Annotated in this window: 17 protein-coding genes; 6 read left to right on the top strand and 11 right to left on the bottom strand. The window is 62.3% G+C overall.

Going from position 1 to position 24,409, the window contains the following annotated elements:
• Window positions 1-131 precede the first annotated feature (131 nt).
• Window positions 132-4,241, top strand: coding sequence for a Tc toxin subunit A-related protein (locus tag AD659_RS20910; protein ID WP_053124676.1), 4,110 nt, complete (start codon window positions 132-134; stop codon window positions 4,239-4,241).
• A gap of 5 nt (window positions 4,242-4,246) precedes the next feature.
• Window positions 4,247-8,299: an Ig-like domain-containing protein gene (locus AD659_RS20905; RefSeq protein WP_053124674.1), complete on the top strand. Its 4,053-nt coding sequence runs from the start codon at window positions 4,247-4,249 to the stop codon at window positions 8,297-8,299.
• A gap of 17 nt (window positions 8,300-8,316) precedes the next feature.
• Here the strand turns inward: AD659_RS20905 and AD659_RS20900 are convergent, their stop codons facing one another.
• The 6 genes from AD659_RS20900 to AD659_RS20875 form a co-directional block, all read right to left on the bottom strand.
• Window positions 8,317-9,648, bottom strand: a complete 1,332-nt coding sequence (locus AD659_RS20900; protein WP_053124672.1) for a DUF58 domain-containing protein — start codon at window positions 9,646-9,648, stop codon at window positions 8,317-8,319.
• A 253-nt stretch (window positions 9,649-9,901) separates the two neighbouring features.
• Window positions 9,902-10,906, bottom strand: coding sequence for an AAA family ATPase (locus AD659_RS20895; RefSeq protein ID WP_053124670.1), 1,005 nt, complete (start codon window positions 10,904-10,906; stop codon window positions 9,902-9,904).
• Complete coding sequence (locus AD659_RS20890; protein ID WP_053124668.1) at window positions 10,903-12,066, bottom strand: DUF4350 domain-containing protein; 1,164 nt, start codon at window positions 12,064-12,066, stop codon at window positions 10,903-10,905. The genes AD659_RS20895 and AD659_RS20890 overlap by 4 nt, the downstream gene beginning before the upstream one ends.
• Entirely contained in the window at window positions 12,063-13,604 is a 1,542-nt protein-coding gene (locus AD659_RS20885) for a DUF4129 domain-containing protein (RefSeq protein ID WP_053124666.1), read from the bottom strand. Before AD659_RS20885 ends, AD659_RS20890 begins: the two co-directional genes overlap by 4 nt.
• Complete coding sequence (locus tag AD659_RS20880) at window positions 13,591-14,565, bottom strand: stage II sporulation protein M (protein ID WP_053124663.1); 975 nt, start codon at window positions 14,563-14,565, stop codon at window positions 13,591-13,593. Before AD659_RS20880 ends, AD659_RS20885 begins: the two co-directional genes overlap by 14 nt.
• Window positions 14,562-15,287, bottom strand: a complete 726-nt coding sequence (locus tag AD659_RS20875; protein WP_053124661.1) for an RDD family protein — start codon at window positions 15,285-15,287, stop codon at window positions 14,562-14,564. The genes AD659_RS20880 and AD659_RS20875 overlap by 4 nt, the downstream gene beginning before the upstream one ends.
• A 374-nt stretch (window positions 15,288-15,661) precedes the next feature.
• On the opposite strand from AD659_RS20875, the gene sbcB reads away from it, so the two are divergent.
• Window positions 15,662-17,098, top strand: coding sequence for an exodeoxyribonuclease I (sbcB, locus tag AD659_RS20870; RefSeq protein ID WP_053124659.1), 1,437 nt, complete (start codon window positions 15,662-15,664; stop codon window positions 17,096-17,098).
• Between the two features lie 84 nt (window positions 17,099-17,182).
• Here the strand turns inward: sbcB and mvaT are convergent, their stop codons facing one another.
• Window positions 17,183-17,560: a histone-like nucleoid-structuring protein MvaT gene (gene mvaT / locus AD659_RS20865; RefSeq protein WP_003205091.1), complete on the bottom strand. Its 378-nt coding sequence runs from the start codon at window positions 17,558-17,560 to the stop codon at window positions 17,183-17,185.
• 306 nt (window positions 17,561-17,866) lie between these two features.
• On the opposite strand from mvaT, the gene purU reads away from it, so the two are divergent.
• Both purU and AD659_RS30025 read left to right on the top strand, forming a co-directional pair.
• Window positions 17,867-18,715, top strand: a complete 849-nt coding sequence (gene purU / locus AD659_RS20860) for a formyltetrahydrofolate deformylase (RefSeq protein WP_003178545.1) — start codon at window positions 17,867-17,869, stop codon at window positions 18,713-18,715.
• A gap of 167 nt (window positions 18,716-18,882) precedes the next feature.
• A complete protein-coding gene (locus AD659_RS30025) occupies window positions 18,883-19,056 on the top strand; it encodes a hypothetical protein (protein WP_167352840.1) in 174 nt (57 codons plus the stop codon).
• Between the two features lie 4 nt (window positions 19,057-19,060).
• Here AD659_RS30025 and gpgF read toward each other — a convergent pair whose 3' ends face one another.
• From gpgF to gpgS, 3 genes are read right to left on the bottom strand one after another with little or no spacing between them, the layout of a single operon-like run.
• On the bottom strand, window positions 19,061-20,056 hold the full coding sequence (gpgF, locus tag AD659_RS20855; RefSeq protein WP_053124656.1) for a glucosaminyl phosphatidylglycerol flippase: 996 nt from the start codon (window positions 20,054-20,056) through the stop codon (window positions 19,061-19,063).
• The gene (gene gpgD, locus AD659_RS20850) at window positions 20,053-20,820 is read right to left on the bottom strand and encodes an N-acetylglucosaminyl phosphatidylglycerol deacetylase (protein WP_053124654.1); all 768 of its coding nucleotides are present in this window, start codon (window positions 20,818-20,820) and stop codon (window positions 20,053-20,055) included. Before gpgD ends, gpgF begins: the two co-directional genes overlap by 4 nt.
• Before the next feature lie 16 nt (window positions 20,821-20,836).
• On the bottom strand, window positions 20,837-21,958 hold the full coding sequence (gene gpgS, locus AD659_RS20845) for an N-acetylglucosaminyl phosphatidylglycerol synthase (RefSeq protein WP_053124652.1): 1,122 nt from the start codon (window positions 21,956-21,958) through the stop codon (window positions 20,837-20,839).
• Window positions 21,959-22,271: 313 nt separating this feature from the next.
• Between gpgS and AD659_RS20840 the strand changes: the two genes are divergently transcribed.
• The gene (locus tag AD659_RS20840) at window positions 22,272-23,759 is read left to right on the top strand and encodes a helicase HerA-like domain-containing protein (protein ID WP_053124650.1); all 1,488 of its coding nucleotides are present in this window, start codon (window positions 22,272-22,274) and stop codon (window positions 23,757-23,759) included.
• Window positions 23,760-23,896: 137 nt separating this feature from the next.
• On the opposite strand, the gene AD659_RS20835 is transcribed toward AD659_RS20840, so the two are convergent.
• A complete protein-coding gene (locus AD659_RS20835) occupies window positions 23,897-24,352 on the bottom strand; it encodes a DUF721 domain-containing protein (protein ID WP_053124648.1) in 456 nt (151 codons plus the stop codon).
• Between the last annotated feature and the right edge of the window lie 57 nt (window positions 24,353-24,409).

Below are 24,409 nucleotides of genomic sequence, written 5' to 3'. Positions count from 1 at the left end.
CTTTGCGATCGCTACCCAGTATGCAGCTGCGACCGATCAGCTTCGTGCTCACCCTGGAAGAAGACACCCTTTGATCGAGCCCCACGGTGTTCTGCCGTGGAGCACCGCCACCCCGCAGACAGGAGACGGCTATGGCTACGCAAGACATCACCCGGGTCACCGCCCTGCGCCGCGACGCGTTGGTCGAATGCGCACTGGGGATCAAGGAAATCGAAGATCGAGAGCAGAACAAAGGGTTTCCGTTGATTAAAACCGCCGACGATTTGTTGGAGTGGCTGCGCACCGATCCCCAGGATAACCATCAGGTCAAGACGTCCTGGGTCGCCGAGGCCGTCAGTTGTTTCCAGCAATACATCCACGCGGTCTACCAGAAACTCGAACCGGGCTACACCCAGAGGGAGTTCGACCCCAAGGACTTGAAGGATTGGGACATTGCCAGTCAGTACCCGTTGTGGGCCGCCAGCCAGTTGCTCAAGTGCATGCCCGAAGACTACATCACCCCGTATGCGCGCATCCGCAAGACCAGCCTGTTCAAAGACCTTGAAAACAACCTCAACCAGACCCGGCTGACCACCGATTCGGTGCAACAGGGCATCCAGCAGTATCTGCGGGGCTTTGAAGAAGTGTGCAACCTGGAAGTGCTCACCGGCTATGTCGATGGGCCTGATACCCGCAGTGCCGACTACTACCTGGTCGGCAAGGAGCGGATTGCGCCCTATCGCTATTTCTGGCGCAAGGCTGATGTGCAGCTGAATGCGGAAAGCGATGCCATCAACCCGGCCGCCTGGAGCGAGTGGAAACCCGTCGATATTCCCGCCGACGTGCGCGTGCTCGACAGCCGCCTGGTCTTTTGGGGCGGGCGCTTGTGCCTGGTCTGGGCCGAATGGCTCGAAGCGTTTGTCGATGGCGAGGGCGTGATGCAAAAGCCCTACGAGATCGAGTTGAAGGTGGCCTTTATCACGCTGAGTGGGCAGTGGTCGCCGCCGGTACGCTTGAACCTGACACAGTTGGACTACGACGTGGGTGACAACTGCCGGCTGGTGGCGGTGATGCTGCGCGACGACGTCGACCCGCTCTATCCCAAGGGGCGGTTGGTGGTGCACTTGACCAATGAAACAGGACCGCTTATTGGCACCCGGACCAACCCGGTGGAGATCTACGAAACCCGTGATGCGCTGTTTCGCAAGGTGGACGATGCAAAGCCGATCATGGATCACCTGGCGATGGTCCGCTTCGGCGATCCTTTGACCTTGCAGCAACGGATTGCGCCGTCGGACTTTTCCAGCATGACCGAAACGGTTTCGTCGGGGGCGAAACCCCTGGTGGAAAAATTCACCCTCAAGGTGGTGACCAAGCAGAGCGGCAGCAACCAGCTACTGTATGTACAAGCGCATTGCGCCCAATTGACACCGGGTGTGGCTGGCGAACTGAAGAACTTCACCCTGGAACTTGTCGACGCCTCAGGCGATGACCTGCCGACAGTCACCAGGCCAGGGTCCGACAACGGCGGGTGGTCATTCGAATGGATACACTATACCCGCCCCAACCTCGCTGGCATGACCGCCACGTTGACCCTCACAGGTGAGGGCCTGGGCACCAAGACGTTCGTAATCGTGCTCAAGGGTGTTCCTCCTGAGATCACTCTTCCCCAATTGCACAAAACCAACCCGCGCGGGGCCCAGTTTCTGCAACTCAACGACCCTGGGTTGACGAAGCTCCAATTCGTGCGCCTGAACACGCTGATCGGCGCTGAACTGGTGACACGCTCCAACGTTTCGATTGACGCCGTGCTCGACTGGGACACCCAGTTTCCCGATGAGCCGGAGCTGCCTGGCAATAACGATGAGCCCAACGGGCCGTTCAGCGGGGCCAACGGGCTGTTTTTCTGGGAGCTGTTTTTCCATTTGCCCCACCTGGTGGCGACGCGGCTCAAGGACGAAGACCGTTTCGTCGAAGCCCAACAATGGCTGCACTTCATCTTCGACCCCCAGGCACCCGCCGACCCGGGAACCCGCCTGGCGGCCCCCAAGCCCCCGTACTGGCGCTGCCGGCCCTTGAACGTGAACAGCACGGATGACGGCGGGGTAGGGTGTGAAGCCGATAACCCCACCGATCCGGATGCGATCGCCTACTCGACGCCCCGGCACTACCAGATGCTGATTTACCTCGACTATGTGGCCAACCTTCTGGCATGGGGCGACTGGTTGTACCGCCAGTTGACCCGCGACAGCCTGGCGGCGGCCAAGCTGCAATACCTGCGCGCCAAAAACCTCATGGGCGAATCACCGGACACGAAGATCCTGAGCCAATGGACGCCGACCAAGCTGGAAGACCTGGTCACGAAGTTGGAGGAAGGTGCAGCGCTCAAGGCGTTCGAAAGAACGCTGCAATTGGACTCGGGATGGCTGCCGGTCAAGAGCCGGTTTTTTGAAGACCCCGGCGTCATCGGCACCGAGCCTTTCCGCTTGCCGGTGAGCCAGCGGGTGTTGCAGCTCTATGAGCTGCCGGCTCAACGCCTGTACAACCTGCGCCATAACCTGACCATCGATGGCAAACCCTTATCGGTGGAATTGTTCAGCACGATCAACCCGGCCGATTTGCTCAATCACCTGGCGGCCGGTGGCGCGGGCCCGGTTCGGCCCATGGGCGGGCCTTTGCGCATTGCCGCGTTTCGCTGGCGCGTGCTGTTCGATGCCGCGCTGCGGGCCACGCAATACCTGCAAGAGTGCGGCAATCAGGTGATCCGTCTGCTGGAACAACAGGACCGCAGCGAGCAGGAGCTGTTGCAGCAACGTCACTTGACCGAGTTGGGCGCTTTCACCAAGGCCATGCAGGAGGAAAATCTCGCGCAGGCGAAGGAAAGCCTGGCGGCGCTCAACAGCAGCCGGGCAATCACCGAACAGCGCCGTGCGCACTACGCAAAACTGCACATGGAGAACATTTCCGGTGCCGAATACAAGGTCATGGCGGACCTGGACGTCGCGCAAGTGCTGTCGTCACTCACCACCGGCTTCGAGATGGCCGCTGCTGCCATCGACACCCTTCCCAACGTATTCGGCCTGGCCAACGGCGGGCACCAGGTGGGCAACATTCCCCGCGCCGTTGGCTTGGGTTTTCAGATCGCGGCAGAGGTCGTTCGCGGCAATGCCGAGAAAGATGCCACGTCCGAAAGCTATCGTCGGCGGCGTGAAGATTGGGAACTGGCACGAGACCAGGCCGCGGCGGAGTTGGTGATGATCGATGACAGCATCAGGGCCCAGGTCCATGCGGTTGCCACTGCCGAGGCGGGCTTGAAACAGGTAGTCAGAATGAATGCCCAAACCCAGGCGCTCTACGATTTTCTGCTCACCCGCGCCACGCACGTCGAGCTGTACCGCTGGTACGTGGGGCAGTGCAAGACCTTGCATTACCAGGCTTACGACCAAGTCGTCAGTTTGTGCCTCAGTGCCCAGAGCGCCTTGCAGGTGGAAAGCGCCGAGTTCGATCTCAACCACATACGCACCAATGCCTGGCTGGACAACTACTACGGCCTGACGGCCGGCGATGCCCTGCGGCTCGATCTGTTGCGCATGGAGGCCGATTATCTGCTGCGCTATGAGCGACGTCTGGAAATGATCAAGACCGTGTCGTTGCGCCAGTTGTTCAATGAAAACAGTGAAGTGGCCGGCAAGATGGACTGGGAAGAGGCATTGGAGAGCTTGCAAGACTCCGGCGAGTTGGCGTTCGAGCTGTCCCAGCGCTTGTTCGACCGTGACTATCACAATCATTACTGCCGGCAGATCAGCGCCGTGGATGTGACGCTGCCGACGCTGCTCGGCCCCTTCGAGAACCTCTGTGCGACGCTGACGCAGGTCGGCAGCGTCACGGCCATCAAGGACTCGCTCCAGTCGTTGGAATATCTCTATAGCGATAACCCGACGTCAGCCCCACCGGATGTATTGGTGAATATCAGCAGCGGCGAGCACATCGCCATTTCCGTTGGGGTGGAGGATTTCGGCACGGTCGCGTTGAAACCCGACGAGGGTTTGCGCAACCCGTTTGAGAATACCGGCGCCGTGTCCCGCTGGACGTTGGCCTTTCCCTGGCATAAGACACCTCGCCAGAAAAAGCAACTGCTGGCCTTGACCGACATCATCCTGAAGGTCCGGTACACCGCCAAGGTGGGCAGCCCGGCGTTCTCCAGGGAGGTTCAATCCTTTTTCAACCAACCCGAACCGAATGCACGTGGGGTGGAAAAATGAAAAAAATGAACAGGGAGCCTGTCAACACCCGGACCAACATCCTTCCCAACGGACATTTCGTCAACTACGACCACTGGCAGATTGTGGGACCGCCAAACAGCAGCGTGATCGGTAGCGACTCATGGCAAGGGAACACCATCAATTACATGTCCGTTTACAAAGGTTCGGGGATTACCCAGCAAGTGTCGCCGCCTGCGCCGCAGTCGGCGGGCGCGCGTTACCGCTTGAGTTTCCTGTACGACAATCGCGGCGATGAACCTGGCACGTTCAGCCTGCGTCGACGTGGAACCGACGACAGCCTGGAAATCGCCCTGCCACCACGGGGCAACGCTGCGGCGGATGCTGATACCAGGGCGTTGACCTTGACGCCTGTCACGGCGTTAATCGACTTCGACGTGGAGGAAGAGGACCTTTTTGAATTCGTCATCATGAGCCCCAGCGTGGCGACATCCAGCAAAAACGTTATCGTCGCCCTGATCGATTTTCACCTTGAACTCGACCCGTTGGTCCTGGCGCGGTTCGTCAACGACGGCCAGGCCTTTATCCCGGCCGACCAGCCCACGCTTTACCTGTGTCACGGCGCGACCGGCGACAAGCGCCATCAGTTGTCCTTTCAACCGGCCCCGGACAGCCCCTGGGCCGGCACCGAAGCGTTGTTATGGAGCCAGGACAATCCGCTGGAGGCCGTGGTCATTTCGCCCGAGTGGGGTGAGAACCAACGGATCGAAGGCACCTGGCAGGTGGATTGCCCGCGACCGGTGGACAACGACACCCAGTTGTTCAACCTGTCCATCTACAGCAAGTACCACGCCGACACGTACCCGATCGCGGTCTCGCTGGGGCATCATCGGCTGGTCGTCGAAAGTATCCAGGACCCGGCTTACCAACCGGTGATCGAGTACGGGCAGACGGTCCGGATGGGGGTGCGGGTGACGTCCTATTACCTGGACCTGCCGATGCACGGCCTGGAGGTGAGCTGGATGCTGGGCGAGGATGTGCTTTCGGTTAGCGAGACCGATGAGGGCGGCGAGGCCTGGTTCGACTTCGCACCGGCCACCGAGGGTACGCTGGCGGTAAAAGCCAGCGTCGAGAGTCTCTTCTTTGCCCAGGGCAGCGCGCTTCATACGTTCAGTGTGAAGGCCCACGCCACGGACCCGTTGAAGGCCGTGCGCATCAAGTTCCCCAACATGGACGCTGCCCTCTGGGGGGAGCAAACCGGTTTTCCCGAGCGCGGCGCGACGTACCCGGTGGAGGTCCTGTTTGCCACCGACAGCCCTCTGCGCAACCTCGATGTCTGGTTGGAATGGGAAGGCAAGGCCCCTGAAGAGTTGGGGGTGACGGTCCAACCCGCCTTGTTGACGCCGGTGCCGGTCACCGGTAACGCATTAACCTGGCGGCTGGTTTGCGACGACAGCAACGGCATTGACGAATTCGGGTTGCGCTTGGGCTGCGCCGCGCTGCAGCGGCCCACGGTCAGTAACGCCATGTCGCTGGCCCGCCACAGCCTCAAGATCGGTGACGTGCGCGAAGCCAACCGGGTGCCGGTGGTGGATGAACATGACTACGTCTGGTGCATGTTGCGGGTGACGAGCCTGGGGGATCAGCCGATTGCCGGGGTGCCGGTCGAGTGGGATACCTCACAAGGGCTGCAGCGAACCTGGACCGGCACACATGGCTGGGCCAGTGTGATCGACCGGCCGACCGCCCACGGCGACTACACCCTCGCGGCGCGGGTCAATCCCCGTGAAGGCGGGCAGGAGCTGGGGCACGCATTCGCCATCCAGACCCTGGCGACCAGTGCCTGGAAAACCGCCAGCTTCACCCTCGATGGCGTCGCCATCGATCGGGTCGGGGCGGGGGCGGTGTGCCTCATGGGGCAGAATTCGGTCTTTCACCTGGCGGTGGCGTCCGGTAGCCCCTTGATCGGTAAAGAGGTGTTTCTGCGTTGGCAGGACCCGGCCAGTACGCGTTCTATCGAGATCGCCAATCTGGAAACGCCGAGGGTCATCACCGCTGCCGGGCTGGATTGGCCGGTCCAGGCGTTAGTGGCCGAGGCGGGCGGGGTGTTTGACCTGCAGGTGGTTTCGACGGGCATGGAGCCTCTCGACCTGGCATTTCGGGCGCTGCCCCAGGACCTGTCCAGCGAGCTCACGCTGGTGTTCGACCAGGTACCCAAAAACTGGGAGGCTGGGGCGCAGTTGTACCCATGCCTCGGCGCGGCCCACGACCTGACGCTCCTGCCGGTGGGCGACCCGGGCGGCTTGCATGGGTTGTTGTTCGAGACCACCGTGGCACCGGACCTGCCGTCGGGGTGGGAGATGACCCCGCCCTTGACCGCGCCTGCACCCATGACCGCCGGGGGCGTTCGCTACCGTTGCGACTTCAGCGGTGCGAGCCAGACCGCGCAGCGAAGCTGGGGCGCCCGGGTGCTGGGCGTCGAGGCGTTTACCCAACCCCCGACGTTCGAACTGAAACTGGCCCATAACAAAGTGCGGGTCGCAACCGCCTTCGAGGTGGCGACCGACCCGGTGCTGAGCAAGGGCGAAAGTGCCCGGCTGGCCCTGCGCTTTGTGTCGGCGTTCACGAACCAGCCGGCCAACGAAGTGAGCGTGGCCTGGGACGATGGCCAAACCTCCCGGAGCGGGGCAGACGGTATCGCCCAGCGCGCCTACCAGCCGGCGGCAGCGGGAAACCACCCAGTCCAGGCGCTGGTCAGCAATCCTTATGATGGGACTGAGGTTGAGCAGGGCTTCGATGTGTTCGCGCATCAGGAAGATCCCTGGCTCGACCTCAACGTCAACATCGGTTTAGGGGACGGACGGCCCTGGGGCGAGCAAACCTTCTTCCCGCGTAGGGCGGACAGGCTTGACCTGACTCTTTCCGTTTTGGAAGACAGCCCCTTGCTCGGCCAGGACCTGACGCTGGGGTTCAGCGGCGCGCATGAACTGGATACGGGCTTATCGTTCGGGCCGGTCGGGTTAGGGAGGCCACGGACGTTGACCGCTGACGGTCTGCTGGTCAGCCTTTTGGCAGAGGACCGGACCGACGCCGCGTTTTATTTGCAACTGGCGGCCTCGCGGCTGTTGGCGCGCTCACCGCTGAATGCGTTTTCCCTGGGCAGCCATGTGCCGGTGGATATCGTGGCGACGACGAACGAGGCGCGTCAGGTTGTCGACTGGGGTGAAGTGTTGTTCTTTGAAGTCACCTTGGTCAATGCGGTGACCGGCCAGCCTGCGCGCAATGTGCCGGTGTCCTGGACGAGCACCGACGAAGCCATGGAGCCTGTAACGACAACCACTGATTTCTATGGCATCGCACGCTTCAGTTTCATCGCGACGGTTGCTGGGCCGGGCACGGTGAGGGCCCGCGCCGTTGGCGGGATCGAGGTCGTGGCGTTTGATTACCTCGTGCATGAGGCGTGTGTGATTGAAAGCCTGACCAGTCCTGACCTTGAGGGGGTACCGGGAGACGAAATCAGCGCCGAGGCAACAGTGCTCGGCGCGGCGACCGGTGCGCCGGTTGCAGGGGTGAAGGTGCATTGGTTTTTCAAAGGCGTGATGCTGGAACCGTCGGTTTCCGATGCGCAGGGCAAGGCGTCGATTACCTTTGAGTTGCCGTCGAGGATCGGGCGCTACACGTTGAGTGCATCCGTGCGCGGAGAGTTTGGGTGGGATTCGGATTGGTTACAGGCGAAGGTGTTGGGGACTGAGGATAGCTGGGTGCAGGAATTTACGCTTTGGCTGAATGAGCGCCCAATCTTTGATGAAAGTGGCTACATCAGGGAGATTTACCTATCTGCTGGTACCACCAATATTCTGGAGCTGAGAGTCAAAAAAGACAGCAGTTTGATTAACGAGACCGAGGTTCATCTTGAGGGGAACCCTGGTGTATCCCTTGGGTTGGTCTTTGATCCTGCATTTTATGTGCGGCGACCGGTGACGGCAGCCCCCATGCGCTGGACCATCGTGACCCAACCCGGTGCTCATGGCAGTTTTGTTTTGGAATTGCTTAGCCCCGAGCTGCCGAAACTGACGTTGCCGTCCAGGGTGGATGTTTAACGGTGAGGTGCGATTCTCTACAAATTCCCGGCCTTCTTCCACCCCAGGTACAACGTCACCAGCTCGGCCCCCAACTCCCCGGGCCGGGCTTGCAATACCGCCATTCCATGGGCACCCAATCGCTCATGCAGCGTCGCCCGTGCATTCAAATAGTCCACCGTCCCGCAATAGGCCAACGCCTCGGGCAAGGTCTGCACCGGCGTTTGCCGCAGGCGGTCGAGCGCTTCTTCCCGCAGGCTCGCCACCAGCACCCGATGCTGCTGGCCGAGGCGTTTGACGGCGGTCAGCAGTTCCTCATCGTCGTCGTCCCGCAGGTTGGTCACCAGCACCACCAGGGCCCGGCGTTTCTGCCGGGCCAGCAGTTGGGTGACGGCGGCCTGGTAATCGGCGGGGTGCTGGCTGCTGTCGAGGTCGTACACGGTGTTGAGCAACACATTGAGCTGCCCCGTGCCTTTGACTGGCGCGAGGTAGCGCGACTGTTCACTGGCGAAGGTACTCAGGCCCACGGCATCGCCTTGGCGCAGCGCGGTGTAGCTGAGCAGCAGGCAGGCGTTCAGGGCGTGATCGAAATGCGCCAGCTCGCCGTCCTGGCTGCGCATGCGCCGGCCGCAGTCGAGCATGAAAATGATCTGCTGGTCGCGCTCGTCTTCGTATTCACGGGCAATCGGCGTGCGATGGCGGGCGGTGGCTTTCCAGTCGATCTGGCGCAGGCTGTCGCCTTCGCGGAATTCGCGCAGTTGATGGAATTCCTGCCCCTGGCCGCGGCGTTGACGCTGGCGGATGCCAAGCTGGCTGAGCCAATTGTCCACCGCCAGCAACTGGCCGTCGTAGAGCCTGGCGAAGTCCGGGTAGACGCGGGTGTGGTCGACGGCCTCCAGCAGGCGTTTGTCGGTCCACAGACCCAACGGGCTTGGCAGGTTGGTTTCGCATCGGGCGAAGGTGAAGTGACCGCGCTTGAGCGGGCGCAGGCGGTAGCCGACCTGGCTGCGCTGGCCGGGTTGCAGTTCGACCGACAGCGGCAGGTTCTCGAAGTCCAGGCCATCGGGTACGTGGTCGAAAAGCTGCACGTGCAACGGCTGGGCAAAGTCATGGCTGATGTCCAACCGGACGTCACCCCAACGGCCCAAGGCCAGGCTCCCGGGCATCTGCCGTTGCACCCGGGGCGAAGGCAGGCGCCGGACGCGCACGGCATCGATTAGCGCCAGGGCCAGCAAGGCCAGCAGCAAGCCCCAGTTGATCGACAACAGCGCCGATGGCACCGTGATGCCCAATGCTCGCAGCGCGCCGAGCACGATACTCACGGTCAGCAGCACGGCGAGCCAGGTCAGCAGCAGGCGTGAGGGTTTCATCGGTGCATGCCCTTGCAGGGGATGTTTGCCTTGGCAAAGAAATTTGCTGCAGTGAGGTTTCCTGTGGCGAGGGAGCTTGCTCCCGCTGGACGCGCAGCGTCCCCTGGCGGTGTGTCAGATAGAACCTGAGGGCTGCTTCGCAGCCCAGCGGGAGCAAGCTCCCTCGCCACAAAAAGCATGCCTGCCACAAAGGATATTCCTGGCACAAAAAGTATTCCTGGCACAAAAAGCACGCTTGGCACAGACGCCCTCATCACAACCGCGGCGCCGGCACTTGATCGAGCAGTTGTCCCAGCACCTGGTCCACCGACAACCCTTCGATGTCCAGTTCCGGCGCCAGTCGAACACGATGGCGCAGTACGGCCAGGGCGCAGCCCTTGATGTCGTCCGGCACCACGAAGTCGCCGCCGCGCAACAAGGCCCGGGCCCGGGCGCAACGTACCAGGGCAATCGAGGCGCGAGGCCCGGCGCCGAGGGTCAAGCCCGGCCAACTGCGGGTGGTGCGGGCCAGGCGCACGGCGTAGTCGAGCACCTGGTCGTCCATCGGCAGGTCGCTGGCGATGCGTTGCAACGCTTGCACGTCCTTGGCCTGCAACACCGTGCGCAGCGGTTGCACATCGAGCATGTCGGCGCGGGTCGAACGGCTGACCTGGCGGACCATCTCCAGCTCCTGGTCGGCATCCGGGTAGTCCATGCGTACCTTGAGCATGAACCGATCAAGCTCGGCTTCCGGCAGCGGGTAGGTGCCTTCCTGTTCGATGGGGTTCTGTGTCGCCAGGACCATGAACGGCTGGGCGATGGGCAGGGCGCGGCCTTCGAGGGTGACCTGACGCTCCTGCATGGCTTCGAGCAGCGCGGCCTGGGTCTTGGCCGGTGCGCGATTGATCTCGTCGGCCAGCAGCAGGTGGGTGAACACCGGGCCCTTGCGCAGCTTGAACTGCTCGGTCTGCAAGTCGTACACCGCGTGCCCGGTGACGTCGCTGGGCATCAGGTCCGGGGTGAACTGGATGCGCGCGAATTCGCCGTTGAAACAGCGTGCCAAGGCCCGCACCAGCAAGGTCTTGCCCAGCCCGGGAACACCTTCGAGCAGCACGTGGCCGCCGGCGATCAGTGCCGTGAGCACATCGTCGATCACGCTGGTCTGGCCGACCACCGCTTTACGCAGCTCGGTGCGGATGGCCTGGGCCAACTGACTGGCACGCTGGCGCTGTTGGGCGGCGTGGGCCTGGCCGTCGGTTGGTTCGTTCTGTTCAGTCATAAGGCATTCCTGAGGGTTTGCAAATGGGCGACCTGGCGGCAGAACTCGGCGCTGGACATCCTCTGTTTCGGCCGTGGGCTCAAGGCCTGGCTGATAGCTCGCGTGGGTTGCCGGGTCAGGCGGGCGAGTACCTGCCATTGTTCGGCGACGGCCAGTTGTTCGAAGCCTGGGTGAAGATGGCGTGCCCGGCGCAGCAGGTCTTGTTGCAAGGCGTGCAGCAGGTGTTGTTGGCCGTTGTGGCGCAGGTGGAAACCGGCGCTGGCCTGCACATGTTCTTCCAACTGGCGTCGTGCCTGGGAGGCCGGTGCTTGCAGCGGGCCATGACGCACCGCTGAACGCCAGAACCACAGGGCAATCAAGGCCAGCAGTGCCACCAATGCCTGGGGGAAATAGCGCAGCAGCAGGGTCAGCAGGTCGTCGTGGTCGGTGTTGAACAGCAGCGTGACGTCCGTGTCGGCGCTCAAGTACCAGAGCAGCCAGGCGTTGTCGAACTGGTCGATGGCGTCGTTCTTCCACAGCTCGGCATCGGTGATCACGGTGATCGAGCCGAGGCCGAGGGTCAATTGCATCATGTGGGTCGACGATGCGCTGTTGGCCCAGGCCTGGGCCAGGTCATGCGGGTCTTCGAGGTGGAAGTCAGTGTCGAAGCCGACATACGCCGGCGCCTCTTCGTCTTCCAGGTAGAGCTTGGTCAGTTCCGGGTAACGGTCCTTGATCAGTTCGGGCGCCGGCTCCTTGAGGTCCTTGCTCAAAGATTGGCGCAGGCGCACGCGATCGAGCAACAGGTCGCCGCTGCTGCCGGTGCTGTCGTCCCACAAGGCTTCGGCCACGAAGAGCAAGCGCCCGCCGGCCCGGGTCCAGTTCATCAACTGCTCGACTTCCCGGGGCGTCATGTGGGTTCGTTCGCCCAGCAACAGCAGGCTGTGCTGGCGAGGCTCCAGGGTGGGCAGCACCTCCAGGCTGTTGGCGTGCTCGACGTTGATCCCCCGCTGGCGCAGGAACAGTTCGGCGGCCAGGTAAGGGTTGGCCTGGGCTTGCGGGGAGGGGCCGTGTTCGACGACCTCCTCATAGGGCACGGCCTTGTTGGAGAGATAGAAACCGAATGCGCACACCAGCGCGGCCAGCACGGCGCCGATCAGCCACCCCGCGTGCCGGCTCATCGAGACGCTCCCGGACCGAACAGCCCGCGCCAGCCGTCACACAGTTCTTGTTGCAGGTGGGTCGGCGGTGGGCGATGCCCGTAGGCAATGTTCTGCCAATGCAAGGTCAGGACTTTGCTGAAGCCCAGCAGGTTGTCCTGCTTGAGCTGTTCGACGCGCTGCAGCACCTGGCCTTCGGTGTCGGACGGTTTCAAGGGGATCTTGAAGTCATGATACAAGCGGCTGAGCAGTGCCCGGTACAGCAGGCCCAGGGCTTCACGGGGTTGCGTGGCCCACAGTTGTTCGACGCTGGCGGCGATGTCGGTCGGCAGGCTTTCCTCACGAATATCCAGGCCGAACATGCGTGCCGGCGCCGCTCGTTCAATGGGCAGGCGTGGCGTCGGCCGGCGATTGACCAGGGCCTTGAGCCGTTCCCGGTAGTGCCAGGCCAGCCAGACGATCGCACCTATCAGGCAGGCCCACAGCGCGATCTGGATCAGCGCCGCGGCGATGTCGAAGCGTTGGCTGCCGAGCCATTTGAACAATGCTTTGAGCCAGTTCGGTTTGGCTTCGGTCTCGTCGGCGGACTCAGCGGTTTCTTCGCCGAAACGATAACGGGTAACGGTCTCGGGGTTCTTGAACGGCGGGGCGTCAAGGATCGCCTCGATGCCGTCCCGGGCGGCTTCGCTGGTGAGGGGCTGGTTAAGCAGCCGCGGACTGTCGGGGGCGTTGTTGTCCTCAGCGGCGAACGCCGGGGGTGCCAATGGCAGCATCACCAAGGCCAGCAGCAGCAACACCGGGGCCACGCCACTCAGGCGTTGGCGCAGGCGCCGGAACACCAGTTCGATGTCCCACGCCTCGAGGATCGTGCGCCGGTTCAGGTAGAGGCTGAAGCCACAGGCGACGTACACCGGCTCCCATAAGATCAGCAGCAGCGGGTAGAGGAAGTTGACCAGGTGTTCGAACCACAACCAGTCGTGCTCGGCCGCGGACACCAGCGTCTCCCAATCCCATTGCAGTTCGACTTGTTGCGGCACGAACAGGTAGAACAGGGCCATCAGGCCGAACCACAGGGCGGTTTCCAGGTGCATGCCGATGATGGTCAACCATTGCGAAGCGCCGCGGTTGCGTTGCAGCAATACCCGTATGCGTTGCTGCCGCGCCTCGCCGGCGAGCCCTTCGAGTTGCACCACGGGCATCAGGAAGCTGCGGCTCAGGCTGAGCCGGCGCCAGGTCAGGCTGGCCAGCAATTGGGGCTTGAGCAGCGCAGGCCATTGGCGCAAGGCCTGCCTCAAGGTGGGGGTTTCGCCAAACAGCGCCTTGGACAGGATGTACAAGGGCAGACGGTCAAAGGCCGGCTTCAACCACCAGAACAGCATCACCACCAGGGACGGTGAATCCCACAGTAGCAAGGTCAGCAACAGGTACGCCGGCAGCGTGATGATCGCCCAACTGGTCATCAACAGGCGTCGATGCTGTTGGCTCATCAATACACCCAGGTCCATGGCTTCCCAGGTGGTGCGGGGGCGGATAACGACGGTGGCGTCACTCAGGCGCATGGCGAACCCGTCCGGCAAGCGACAGATAGCTGATCACCAACAGCCACAACAACGCGCCCACCGTGTATTTGGTGGCGGGCGTCACGGCGCTGGAAGACCAGTAGGCCTCGATGAACGCGGCAATCAGTAGAAACAGCATCACGCCGCCGATCATCAGCACGCTTTTACCGGCGGCGAGCCGCAAGGCTTCACCCCGGGTGAGGCGTCCCGGCGCGATCAAGGCCCAGCCCAATTGCAGGCCCGCGGCGCCGGCCAGGGCGATGGCGGTGAGTTCGAAGGCGCCGTGGCCGATCACGAATGACCAGAACGTTCCCCCGGAACCGATCTGGGTTAGGTGTCCGGCTACCGCGCCGATGGTCAGGCCATTGAAAAGCAGGAAAAACGCGCTGCCCAGCCCGAACATCAAGCCACTGGCAAACGTCTGAAAGGCAATGCCGATGTTGTGCATGATGTAGTAGCCGAACATGACCCAGTCCTCGCTGGCGGCCCGTTCGACCGAGCGGCCCAGGTGCCCGGAGGCCGGGTCATACATGCTGCGGATCTGGCTGATTTCGTCGGCGCCCAATACGCTGTAGACCAGTTCCGGGAACAGATAGACCAGCAACCCGATGCCGACCAGGCTGCCAAGGAACATCACGCTGGCGGCCAGTACGAAGCGCCATTGTTCACGCACCAGTCGAGGGAAACCGACCAGGATAAAGGCCGAGAGGCTGGCGGATGGCCGGCTGCGATCCCGATAGAGCTGCTGGTGACCGCGCAGCGCCAGTTGTTGCAGGTTGTCGACCAACAAGCTGCTGTAGCCCCGGGCCTGGGCCAGTGCCAGGTGATGGCAGAGCCGTCGATAGGCGGCGGGGAAGTCACCACTCTGGGGCACGTTGCGGCTGCGCTCCAATTGATCGAGTTGCCGGGACAGGTGCTCCCATTCGCCTTGGTGGCGGCTTTCGAACAGGCTTTGCTTCATGTCGGCCCCAACAGGCCACGGGCGATGCCATTGAGTTCGGCGGTGGCGTTCGGCACCTGGACGTTCAGTGGCACGGCCAGGATGGCCGCCAGCTCATCGACCCGCGCCTGGGAAAGTTCTGCCTGGCGTTCGGCGAAACCCAGCACGGCGCGTTGCTCCTGCAGGGTCAGGGTGAAAGGCGTGCGTGTCGGCGAGGCCATGGGGAGGGCGGGGCGTTTGACCGGCTGTTCGCGATACACCACCAACGTGCCGGCCGCGAGGTCGCCCAGGCGCTTGAAAGCCGGATGTTGCAGGCAGCAGATGGCCCCGAAGGTATAGCCGAAGGGCAGCATGTCGACAAAACGCAGGAGGTTGCGGATCAGCGACGCCGACCAGCCGATGGGCCGGCCATCGTCCTGCACCACCCGCAGCCCCATGATCTGTTTGCCGGGCGAGCGCCCCTGGTTCAGCACCTCGAACAGCACCATGTACCACCAACTGACGACAAACAGCAGGATGGAACCCAGGCCGAGCCCCAGCTCGCCAAAAAAGGCCAGGACCAGGAAGAAAAACCCCAGGACCAACCCACGTATGCCCAGGTCGATGGTGAAGGCGATGGCACGCGGCATCAACCCCGCCGGGCGCAGCGGCAGGTCGATGCCTTCCGGCGTTTCAACCTGATAGCGCGTGTCCAGGGGCGCGGGCAGCGTCGCGTTCCTTTGCAGTGCTGGTGTCTCGAGCATGGGCAACCTGTGATGGGCCAGACCGAATGTGCAATCTCGGCCCAGATGCTAGCAGTCTTCGCGCGGGCAAACGATAGAACAGTGTGGGGCATTCATGGTTTGCAACAGGATTGAGAGGGCGAACACTGTCTGTACCTCCATGCCGGGATTGCACTCGCAGGCACCGCAGATCAACTGTGGGAGCGAGCTTGCTCGCGATGACGGCAGCCCATTCAACATTTAGGCAAGCTGACCCACCGCCATCGCGAGCAAGCTCGCTCCCACAGGGGGCATGTGGTGGACCTGTGTGTCGGCATTCAAAAGTTACAGCACTGCTGGCCGCAGGCCCGTTCAAGCGCCTAGACTTCGCCAATCTTCAGTTTCAGGAACAGCCCGTGACTTCCATCTTCTGGTACGACTACGAAACCACCGGCATCAATCCGCGTTGCGACCGGCCCTTGCAGGTGGCGGGTATCCGTACCGATTTCGAGCTCAATGAAATCGATGAACCGGTGAACCTGTATTGCCGGCCCAGCGATGACATCCTGCCGCACCCGGCGGCCTGTGCGATTACCGGCATCACCCCGTCGTGCCTGGCCGAAAAAGGCTTGAGCGAAGCCGATTTCATGACCCGTGTCCACGGCCAACTGGCTGCGCCCGGTACCTGTGGCGCCGGCTACAACACGCTGCGCTTCGACGATGAAATGACCCGCTACAGCCTCTATCGGAATTTCTTCGACCCGTACGCGCGGGAGTGGCAAGGCGGTAACAGTCGCTGGGATTTGATCGACCTGGTGCGGGCGGCCTATGCGCTGCGTCCGCAAGGCATCGTCTGGCCGCAGGAAGATGGGCGCGTCACCCTCAAGCTCGAGCGCCTGACCGCCGCTAATGGCATCGACCATGGCCAGGCCCACGATGCACTGTCGGACGTGCGCGCAACCATTGCCCTGGCCCGCCTGATCCGTCAGAAACAGCCTCGGCTTTACGACTGGCTGTTTCAGTTACGCAGTAAACAGAAAGTAATGGATCAGATCCGCCTGCTGCAGCCGATGGTGCATATTTCCGGCCGCTTCTCAGCGGCTCGAAACTACATCGGCGTGGTCCTGCCGCTGGCCTGGCACCCGAAAAACCGCAACGCCCTGATTGTCTGCGACTTGCACCTGGATCCCCAGGGCCTGTTGGACCACGATGCCGAAAGCCTGCGCCAGCGTTTGTATACTCGCCGTGAAGAACTGCTCGAGGGTGAGCTGCCGGTGCCACTCAAGCTTATCCATATCAACAAGTGCCCGGTGGTCGCGCCGTTGTCGGTGCTGCGTGTCGAGGACCAGCAGCGACTGGAACTGGACATGGAGGGCTATCAACAACGGGCGTTGCGGCTAACTGACGCACAGAAAGTTTGGCAGGATAAACTTCAGGCTATTTATGGCCGTGAGGATTTCAGCGCCAGCGAGGATCCCGAACAACAGTTATACACGGGCTTCTTGGGGGATCGTGATCGGCGTTTATGTGAACAAGTCCGCCTGGCGGACCCGGCGCAATTGGCTCAAGAGCACTGGCCTTTCGATGATGAGCGTCTGCCGGAACTATTGTTCCGATATCGCGCACGCAACTTTCCAGACACCTTGAATGCCGAAGAGCAGGGACGCTGGAAAATTTTCTGTCAACAACGTCTGTCCGCCCCGGAGTGGGGCGCGCCTAATACCTTGAAAAGTTTTGACGAGGCGATGGCAGAGTGGATGGTCCTGTCTACGCCAATGCAGCAACAAGTACTTGTCGAGTGGCAAGGCTACAGCCAGCAATTGCGTAAACGTTTAAGCCCTGAGCCGCAATGAATTGAAAAAGATGTCGGGCATAAAAAACGCCAGTGATCACTGGCGTTTTTTTTGTTCGCAAAGAAGCTTGCGCAGCGCTGAGGCTTAGCCCAGCAGGGTTGCCCAGCCTTCAACCACGTCACCGCCCCACTTGGCTTTCCACTCTTTCAGAGTCTTGTGGTTGCCACCTTTGGTTTCGATGACTTCGCCATTGTGCGGGTTCTTGTATTGCTTAACTTTGCGAGCGCGTTTGGTGCCGGTAGTTTTGACGGCGCCACGTGGGGCTTTGCTCGACTTGGCTTCTGGATCCAGCAGGGCAATGATGTCACGCAGCGACTTGGAGTATTCGCCCATCAGCGTGCGCAGTTTGCCTTCGAATTCCAGCTCGGTTTGCAGTTTGTCGTCTTGCGACAGGTTTTTCAGGCGAGCTTGCAGTTCTTTGATGGCTTCTTCTGTGGCGCGGTATTCATTGATCAAGGACATGGGGACTACCTTATGTAGGACGCGGGTGACAAGGAGACAGTGCGGCAATAGTAATCAGACAGTTTCATCAAGTAAACATTTAACCGGTGTTTTATTTAATTAATTAGTGCTGCGCCACAAAAATGCCAGTTGCAGTTAAATGCCGTGACAGTGTCTTCACATCTATTCACACATATAGCCTGCCTTGCCAGGCCTCGCCGGCCATGGCCTGGAGCAGGCGCCGTTGATCCGGTGTGTCATCGATACTGCAGTTTTGCCGCGCAATGGCTAGAATGGCCGCCTTTGCGAAGTTCTGGAGTTTCCCTAATGCGCACTTTTCGTCTGGTGATTGCTTGCCCGGACCGCGTCGGCATCGTTGCTAAAGTCAGTAACTTTCTGGCGTCCCATAACGGCTGGATCACCGAAGCGAGCCATCATTCGGACAATCAAAGCGGTTGGTTTTTCATGCGTCACGAGATTCGCGCCGACTCGCTGCCTTTCGGTATCGAAGCCTTTCGTGAAGCGTTCGCACCCATCGCCGAGGAGTTCTCGATGGACTGGCGTATCACCGACACCGCGCAGAAAAAGCGCGTGGTGCTGATGGCCAGCCGTGAGTCCCATTGCCTGGCAGACCTGTTGCACCGCTGGCACAGCGATGAACTCGATTGCGACATCGCCTGTGTGATTTCCAACCATGACGACTTGCGCAGCATGGTGGAATGGCACGGCATTCCGTATTACCACGTACCGGTCAACCCGCAGGACAAGCAGCCGGCATTCGCCGAAGTGTCGCGACTGGTCAAGCAGCACGATGCCGAGGTGGTGGTGCTGGCCCGCTACATGCAGATCCTGCCGCCGGCCTTGTGCAGCGAATACGCGCATAAGGTCATCAACATCCACCACAGCTTCCTTCCGTCGTTCGTCGGTGCCAAGCCGTACCACCAGGCGTCGATGCGCGGTGTGAAACTGATTGGCGCCACCTGCCATTACGTGACCGAAGAGCTGGATGCCGGCCCGATCATCGAGCAGGATGTGGTGCGCGTCAGCCATAGCGACAGCATCGAAGACATGGTGCGGTTCGGCCGTGACGTGGAGAAGATGGTGTTGGCCCGTGGCCTGCGTTATCACCTGGAAGACCGGGTGCTGGTGCACGGCAACAAGACCGTGGTCTTCTGACTGGGCCCTTGTAGGAGCTGCCGAAGGCTGCGATCTTTTGATTTTGATCTTTCGCTCGAGACTCAAGTGGTAGGGGAAAGATCGCAGCCTCGCTTCGCTCGTCAGCTCCTACAGGCGCATTCGAGCGGGAGCAATGATTCATACCTCTCAAGGAGCAGCGCTGCGCCATGACCGATCCATTGGACAAAGCCACCTCCAAGGCCCCAGCCACCCTGGGTGAGGGCTGCCTCAGCCGCTATGACCCGGACGCGTTGAGCCCGGAGGATGGCACCGAGTTTCCCGATGCCGCGCAACTGTGGGAGCAACTGCATCCCCAGGACGAGCCCGAACGGAAGCGGTGACCGCTCAGGCCTGCCTGAGCCGGATCAGCTTCTTGATCAATGGTCGCCCGACCATCAGGAAGAACACCGGCCCGCCGGCCACCAGGTAGAAGTAATAGGTCACCGCCCGCCAGATCAGGATCGCCGCCGCTGCGGTGGATTTGCCCACCATGGGGGCCAACAGCGCCGCCGAGGTCAATTCGGCTGCCCCGGCGCCGCCCGGCAACAGGCTGAACTGCCCTGCGCTCAAGGAGAGCATCTGGATCAGGAAACTCCAGGCCCACTGCAAGTCCGCCCCCAGCCCCTTCAATGCCAGGTACAACACGCTGTAGCGCAGCGCCCAATGCAGGCAGGTCAGGCCGAAGACCTGGAACAGTGTCTGTCGTGGCAGTTTCAAGGTGTCGGTGAAGGCCGACAGGAAGTTCAGGATCTTGCGGGCCCAGCGCCGGCGAGTGGTGCTCTTTACGCGCAGGTGCCGCAGCACTCGCGCGCCCAGCAGAATCAGCCGACGGTGATAACGGGCCACCAGCACACAGCCGAACAGCCCGCTAAACAACGAAATCGCGCTCAACGCCAGCATCCACTCCATGCGCTGGCTGAGGTTCTGGAACAGTGCGTAGAACAGGATGCCCACCAAGGCGCAGAGGAAGAACAGCAGGTCGCTCAGTTGGTCCATGGCAAACACCGCACTGCCATGGGCCGGGCGCACACCGTTGCGCGCCAGCAGGGCCATCAGCGTCAGTGGGCCGCCGCTGCCGCCGGGCGTCGCGCACATGGCGAACTCGGTGGACATCACCACCCCCATGCTTTTCCAGCGGCCGATGCGCCCGCGGTATTCACCCAGTAACAGGCGCAGGCGCACGGAGTTCAAGCCCCAGCACAGGACGATCATGCCGAGCATGGCCAGCAGCAGTGACAGGGGAAAGCGCTGCACCCGCGACCACATTTCTCCGCCCCCGACCAGCAGCGGCACCAACAGCGCCGTGAGCAGGGCGGCGCCCAGCCAGATCAACCGTTTCATGCGGCGCTGCGGGCCCGCAGCCCCTGGGTCGCCAGCCAACCGACCTTGGTCATCGGCACGCGACCGTCGTTGAGCAGGCGTTCGAGGGTGCGCAGCCAATAGTCACAGGAAAACCCATGGCGCATGTCCACCGGGTGCAGGCCCAGGCGAATCACCGGGGCCCGGCGCCAGCGCTGTTCACGCTGGTCGCTGATGACTTTCGACAGGCCGCGACGCCAGGCACTGCGGGCGCTCCAGACCAGCCCCGGCGCGTCGATGGCGGTGAAGTCGGGCAGGCGATAAAGGTGTTGGGTATCGCTGGTGTAGCTCAGCGGCAACTGGCGCAAGGCCTGGCGCGTGCCTTCGCTCATCAGCCAGGCCGGGGCGACAAAACCTTCCAGCGGCCAGTGGTAACGCTCAAAGGTGTCGATCCCGGCGCGTAGGCGGGCGAGGGCGGCGGCCTCGGACAGGTTGTAGAACTCGCCCTCATGGGTATAGACCCGGCGCATGAACCAATCCTTGGGGTGGCGGCCGAGAGGGCCGTCGTCGCAGTGGTAGTAGCCATGCAGTACCAGTTCGTCGCCGCGCTCGACCCGGCTGTCGAGCAGGCGCCGAAAGCCGGGGTGAGCGTCGAGGGCATTGGTGCGGTGAAAGTCCGGCACCACCAGCCAGCTCATCGGCACTTGACCGAGGGCATCCACGGCTTCGACGAAGGGCTGGTAGTCGGGCCAGGTTTGCGGTGCGACGTCGTGCAGCACCAGGAGGACACTGGGCGAGGAATTCATCGACACGGACCTCGCCTCAACCATTGGCCAGCAACGGCATCTGTTCGCCGAGCACGGCGTAGTAATGCCCCAGCAAGCTGTTGACCACAGTGTCCCAGGCGTAGTGACGCTCCACATGCCGGCGCGCCAGCAGGCCACGGCGCTGGCAGCCTTCGGCAAACAGCTGCCGCACGGCGTTGGCCATGGCCTGTGGATTGTTGGGCGTGCACAGCAGGCCACAGTCTTCATTGACGATTTCGGTGAAGGCTCCGGCTGCCACGGCCACCACGGGAATACCGCTGGCCATGGCTTCGAGGATCACCAGGCCGAAGGTCTCTTGATCGCCGGCGTGCAGCAGGGCATCGGCGCTGGCCATGAGCCGGGCGACTTGCGGTGCCGGGCAGAATTCATCGACCACCGTGACGTTGTCCGGCACCACGGCGGGCATCGACGAGCCTACCAACAACAGGTGATAGCGCTCGCCTAGGCGTTTCATGCACTTGAGCAGCACCGGCAGGTTTTTCTCCTTGGAGCCGCGACCGGCGAAAATCAGCAGGCGCGTGTCTTCGGCGATCCCCAGTTCGGCCCGCAGTTCCGGGTCGCGGGCGGCGGGGGTGAAGGTTTGCAGGTCGACGCCCAAGGGTTGCACGAAGACGTTCTTGACTCCCAGCCCGGTCAGTTTGTCGGCCATGACCTGGCTTGGCGCCAGGACCCGGTCGAAATTGCCATACAACTTGCTGACATAGGCTTCGATGTTGGGGGTGAACCAGTTGCCCATGCGGTTGCTCACCAGCAGCGGCAGGTCGGAGTGATAGAAGCCGATGACGGGCACGTCGAGCTGACGGCGGGCGTCGAGCGCGGCCCAGGCGGTGAGGTACGGGTCACCCACCTCGATCAGGTCCGGCTGCAGATCGCGCAGCACATTGCGCCAGGGCGCCAGGCGAAGGGGGAAACGATAGCCCTTGCCAAATGGCAGCGCAGGGGCCGGAACCTTGTAGATTCCGTCGTGCTCGCTCAAATGCGCGCCGGGAATCAACAGGCTGTGACGAATACCGGGCCGATCGCCCAGGCGCCGGTGCTTGGCATCCAGGTAAGTGCGCACACCCCCGCTGGCAGGGGCGTAGAACATGGTTATGTCCGCGATATGCACGATGAACATCCCTCCGGTCTGTGTTCTCCTGTGTTGACCTTTATGAAGAATAGATGTTCGGTTGGGGTTGTGGTGATGTAGCGGCTATGCAAATGAATACGTGGCGAGGGAGCTTGCTCCCGCTGGACCGGGCTGGCGCTCCAGTGCGAAGCGCTCCCAAGATTCTAGGGCCGCTTCGCAGCCCAGCGGGAGCAAGCTCCCTCGCCACAGGAGTGCGGTCAAATGCGGTTTTTATTTCCAGCGCCAGGGCCTTAATGCGCCAGGCATGCTTTTATATAAGCATGCAAAATGGCGTCATATCGCAAACACCACGGGTGACCAAATGCCTGACTCATCGCAACTCGTTATCGGCGCCGATCTTAGCGGCCAGCCCATCGGCCAGGCCATGCGCCTGGCGAACCGTCATGGCCTGGTGGCGGGCGCCACCGGTACCGGCAAGACCGTCACCTTGCAGCGCCTCGCGGAAATGTTCAGCGATGCCGGCGTGGCGGTGTTCGCGGCAGACATCAAGGGTGACCTGTGCGGCCTCGGCGCGGCCGGCAACCCCCAGGGCAAGATCGCCGAGCGCATCGCCGGCATGCCCTGGCTCAATCACAAGCCCCAGGCTTATCCGGTGACCTTGTGGGATATCCACGGCCAGTCCGGTCATCCGTTGCGCACCACCCTGAGTGAAATGGGCCCGTTGTTGATCGGCAGCCTGCTGGAACTGACGGACAGCCAGCAGTCGGCGCTCTACGCCGCGTTCAAGGTGGCCGACCGCGAGGGCCTGTTGCTGCTGGACCTCAAGGACTTGAAGGCACTGCTCAACCATCTCAAGGACAACCCAGAGTTGCTGGGGGACGACGCGGCGTTGATGACCACCGGCTCCAGCCAGGCACTGCTGCGGCGCTTGTCCACCTTGGAGCAGCAGGGCGCGGACGCGTTGTTTGGCGAGCCGGCCTTGCAGCTCGAAGACATCCTGCAACCGGCCAGCGATGGCCGTGGCCGCATCCACTTGCTCGACGCCAGCCGTCTGGTCCATGAAGCGCCCAAGGTCTATGCGACGTTCCTGCTGTGGCTGTTGGCCGAGCTGTTCGAACAGTTGCCCGAACGCGGCGATGCGGACAAGCCGCTGCTGGCGCTGTTCTTCGATGAGGCGCACTTGCTCTTTGCTGGCACGCCCAAGGCTTTGCAGGAGCGTCTGGAGCAAGTGGTGCGGCTGATCCGTTCCAAGGGTGTGGGGGTGTATTTCGTGACCCAGTCGCCGGGCGATTTGCCGGACGACGTGCTCGCCCAGTTGGGGTTGCGCATCCAGCATGGGTTGCGGGCGTTCACTGCCAAGGAGCAGAAATCCCTGCGGGCGGTGGCCGACGGTTTCCGGCCCAATCCGCAATTCGATGCCCTGGCGGTGCTGACCGAGCTGGGCATCGGTGAAGCCCTGGTGGGCACCTTGCAGGAAAAAGGCACACCGGAAATGGTCCAGCGCGTACTGGTAGCACCGCCGCAGTCGCGGATCGGGCCGCTGAGCGAGGCCGAGCGCGCCGGGTTGATCGCCAGTTCGCCGTTGCAAGGGCGCTATGACAAGCCGATTGATCGCGAGTCGGCCTATGAGGTGCTGATGGGGCGCAAGGGGCTGGAACCGCAGAACGAAGCGGCGCCGGGCAAACCAACGGCGGAAGAGCCCAGCTTCACCGAAAAGGCCGGGGAGTTCCTCGGCACGGCAGCCGGCCAGGCGCTCAAATCGGCGATGCGCCAGGCGGCCAATCAACTGGGCCGGCAACTGGTGCGCGGGTTGATGGGGTCGTTGCTGGGGGGCAGCAAGCGGCGGTAGTCAGGACCGAGCCGCGCCCTTCGCGAGCAGGCTCGCTCCCACAAGGAGTTGGCGTCGTACACGAAAGAGATGCCCGCCTCAGATCCCCTGTGGGAGCGAGCTTGCTCGCGATAGCTATCTGACAGCCGCCGAAAATCTCAATCCTTGGGCCGCGCATGGGCCGCCAATCGCTCCAGCGCCGCCCGCAGGTTGGGGTCGCTGATGCCGTCGGCGGTGGCCTGGATGGTCGCCGCGGCGTCGGTGGACAGATCCAGCGTATGCCCCTTGGCGCCGACCTGGACGGTGGGCGGTTGGACCTTGAACAGGATCCGCGTCAGGTTGGCGAATTCTTCGAATGCCTGGAGTTGGCGCAGCAAGCGTTTTTGCTGGTAGCGCAGGCGCGTGGCCCAGTGGCCGTCGGTGACGATCAGCAACAAGCTGCCTTCGCGCCAGGATGCTACGTGGCAATGCTCGCGTGCGGCGGGTTGCAACTGGCTGTCCAACAGGCGCTGCAGGTGGCCCAGGCGCCTGGCGTGGCCGAAGATGGCTTTCAGCGGCTTGGCTTCGCGCAGCAGAACGGCGGGCGCCTTGGCTGGAAGAGGGCGAAAGGCCATGAATGAACACCGCAAGTGACAGAGGCGCCATGGTAGCAGAAAGCGCCGGATGCGCCT

Origin of the sequence: Pseudomonas thivervalensis (assembly GCF_001269655.1) — a bacterium.
In the GTDB taxonomy this organism is placed as follows: domain Bacteria; phylum Pseudomonadota; class Gammaproteobacteria; order Pseudomonadales; family Pseudomonadaceae; genus Aquipseudomonas; species Aquipseudomonas thivervalensis.
The sequence above is the reverse complement of the archived record's forward strand: the minus strand, read 5'-3'. Positions and strand labels throughout refer to the sequence as shown.

Coding starts and splice junctions, on each gene's coding strand:
- AD659_RS20875 (WP_053124661.1), bottom strand. CDS start 15,287: ATGCTCGAGACACCAGCACTGCAAAGGAACGCGACGCTGCCCGCGCCC.
- AD659_RS20900 (WP_053124672.1), bottom strand. CDS start 9,648: ATGAAACCCTCACGCCTGCTGCTGACCTGGCTCGCCGTGCTGCTGACC.
- gpgS (WP_053124652.1), bottom strand. CDS start 21,958: ATGTTCATCGTGCATATCGCGGACATAACCATGTTCTACGCCCCTGCC.
- AD659_RS20910 (WP_053124676.1), top strand. CDS start 132: ATGGCTACGCAAGACATCACCCGGGTCACCGCCCTGCGCCGCGACGCG.
- AD659_RS20890 (WP_053124668.1), bottom strand. CDS start 12,066: ATGAGCCGGCACGCGGGGTGGCTGATCGGCGCCGTGCTGGCCGCGCTG.
- AD659_RS20895 (WP_053124670.1), bottom strand. CDS start 10,906: ATGACTGAACAGAACGAACCAACCGACGGCCAGGCCCACGCCGCCCAA.
- AD659_RS20835 (WP_053124648.1), bottom strand. CDS start 24,352: ATGGCCTTTCGCCCTCTTCCAGCCAAGGCGCCCGCCGTTCTGCTGCGC.
- mvaT (WP_003205091.1), bottom strand. CDS start 17,560: ATGTCCTTGATCAATGAATACCGCGCCACAGAAGAAGCCATCAAAGAA.
- gpgF (WP_053124656.1), bottom strand. CDS start 20,056: ATGAAACGGTTGATCTGGCTGGGCGCCGCCCTGCTCACGGCGCTGTTG.
- AD659_RS20905 (WP_053124674.1), top strand. CDS start 4,247: ATGAACAGGGAGCCTGTCAACACCCGGACCAACATCCTTCCCAACGGA.
- gpgD (WP_053124654.1), bottom strand. CDS start 20,820: ATGAATTCCTCGCCCAGTGTCCTCCTGGTGCTGCACGACGTCGCACCG.
- purU (WP_003178545.1), top strand. CDS start 17,867: ATGCGCACTTTTCGTCTGGTGATTGCTTGCCCGGACCGCGTCGGCATC.
- AD659_RS20885 (WP_053124666.1), bottom strand. CDS start 13,604: ATGCGCCTGAGTGACGCCACCGTCGTTATCCGCCCCCGCACCACCTGG.
- AD659_RS30025 (WP_167352840.1), top strand. CDS start 18,883: ATGACCGATCCATTGGACAAAGCCACCTCCAAGGCCCCAGCCACCCTG.
- AD659_RS20880 (WP_053124663.1), bottom strand. CDS start 14,565: ATGAAGCAAAGCCTGTTCGAAAGCCGCCACCAAGGCGAATGGGAGCAC.
- AD659_RS20840 (WP_053124650.1), top strand. CDS start 22,272: ATGCCTGACTCATCGCAACTCGTTATCGGCGCCGATCTTAGCGGCCAG.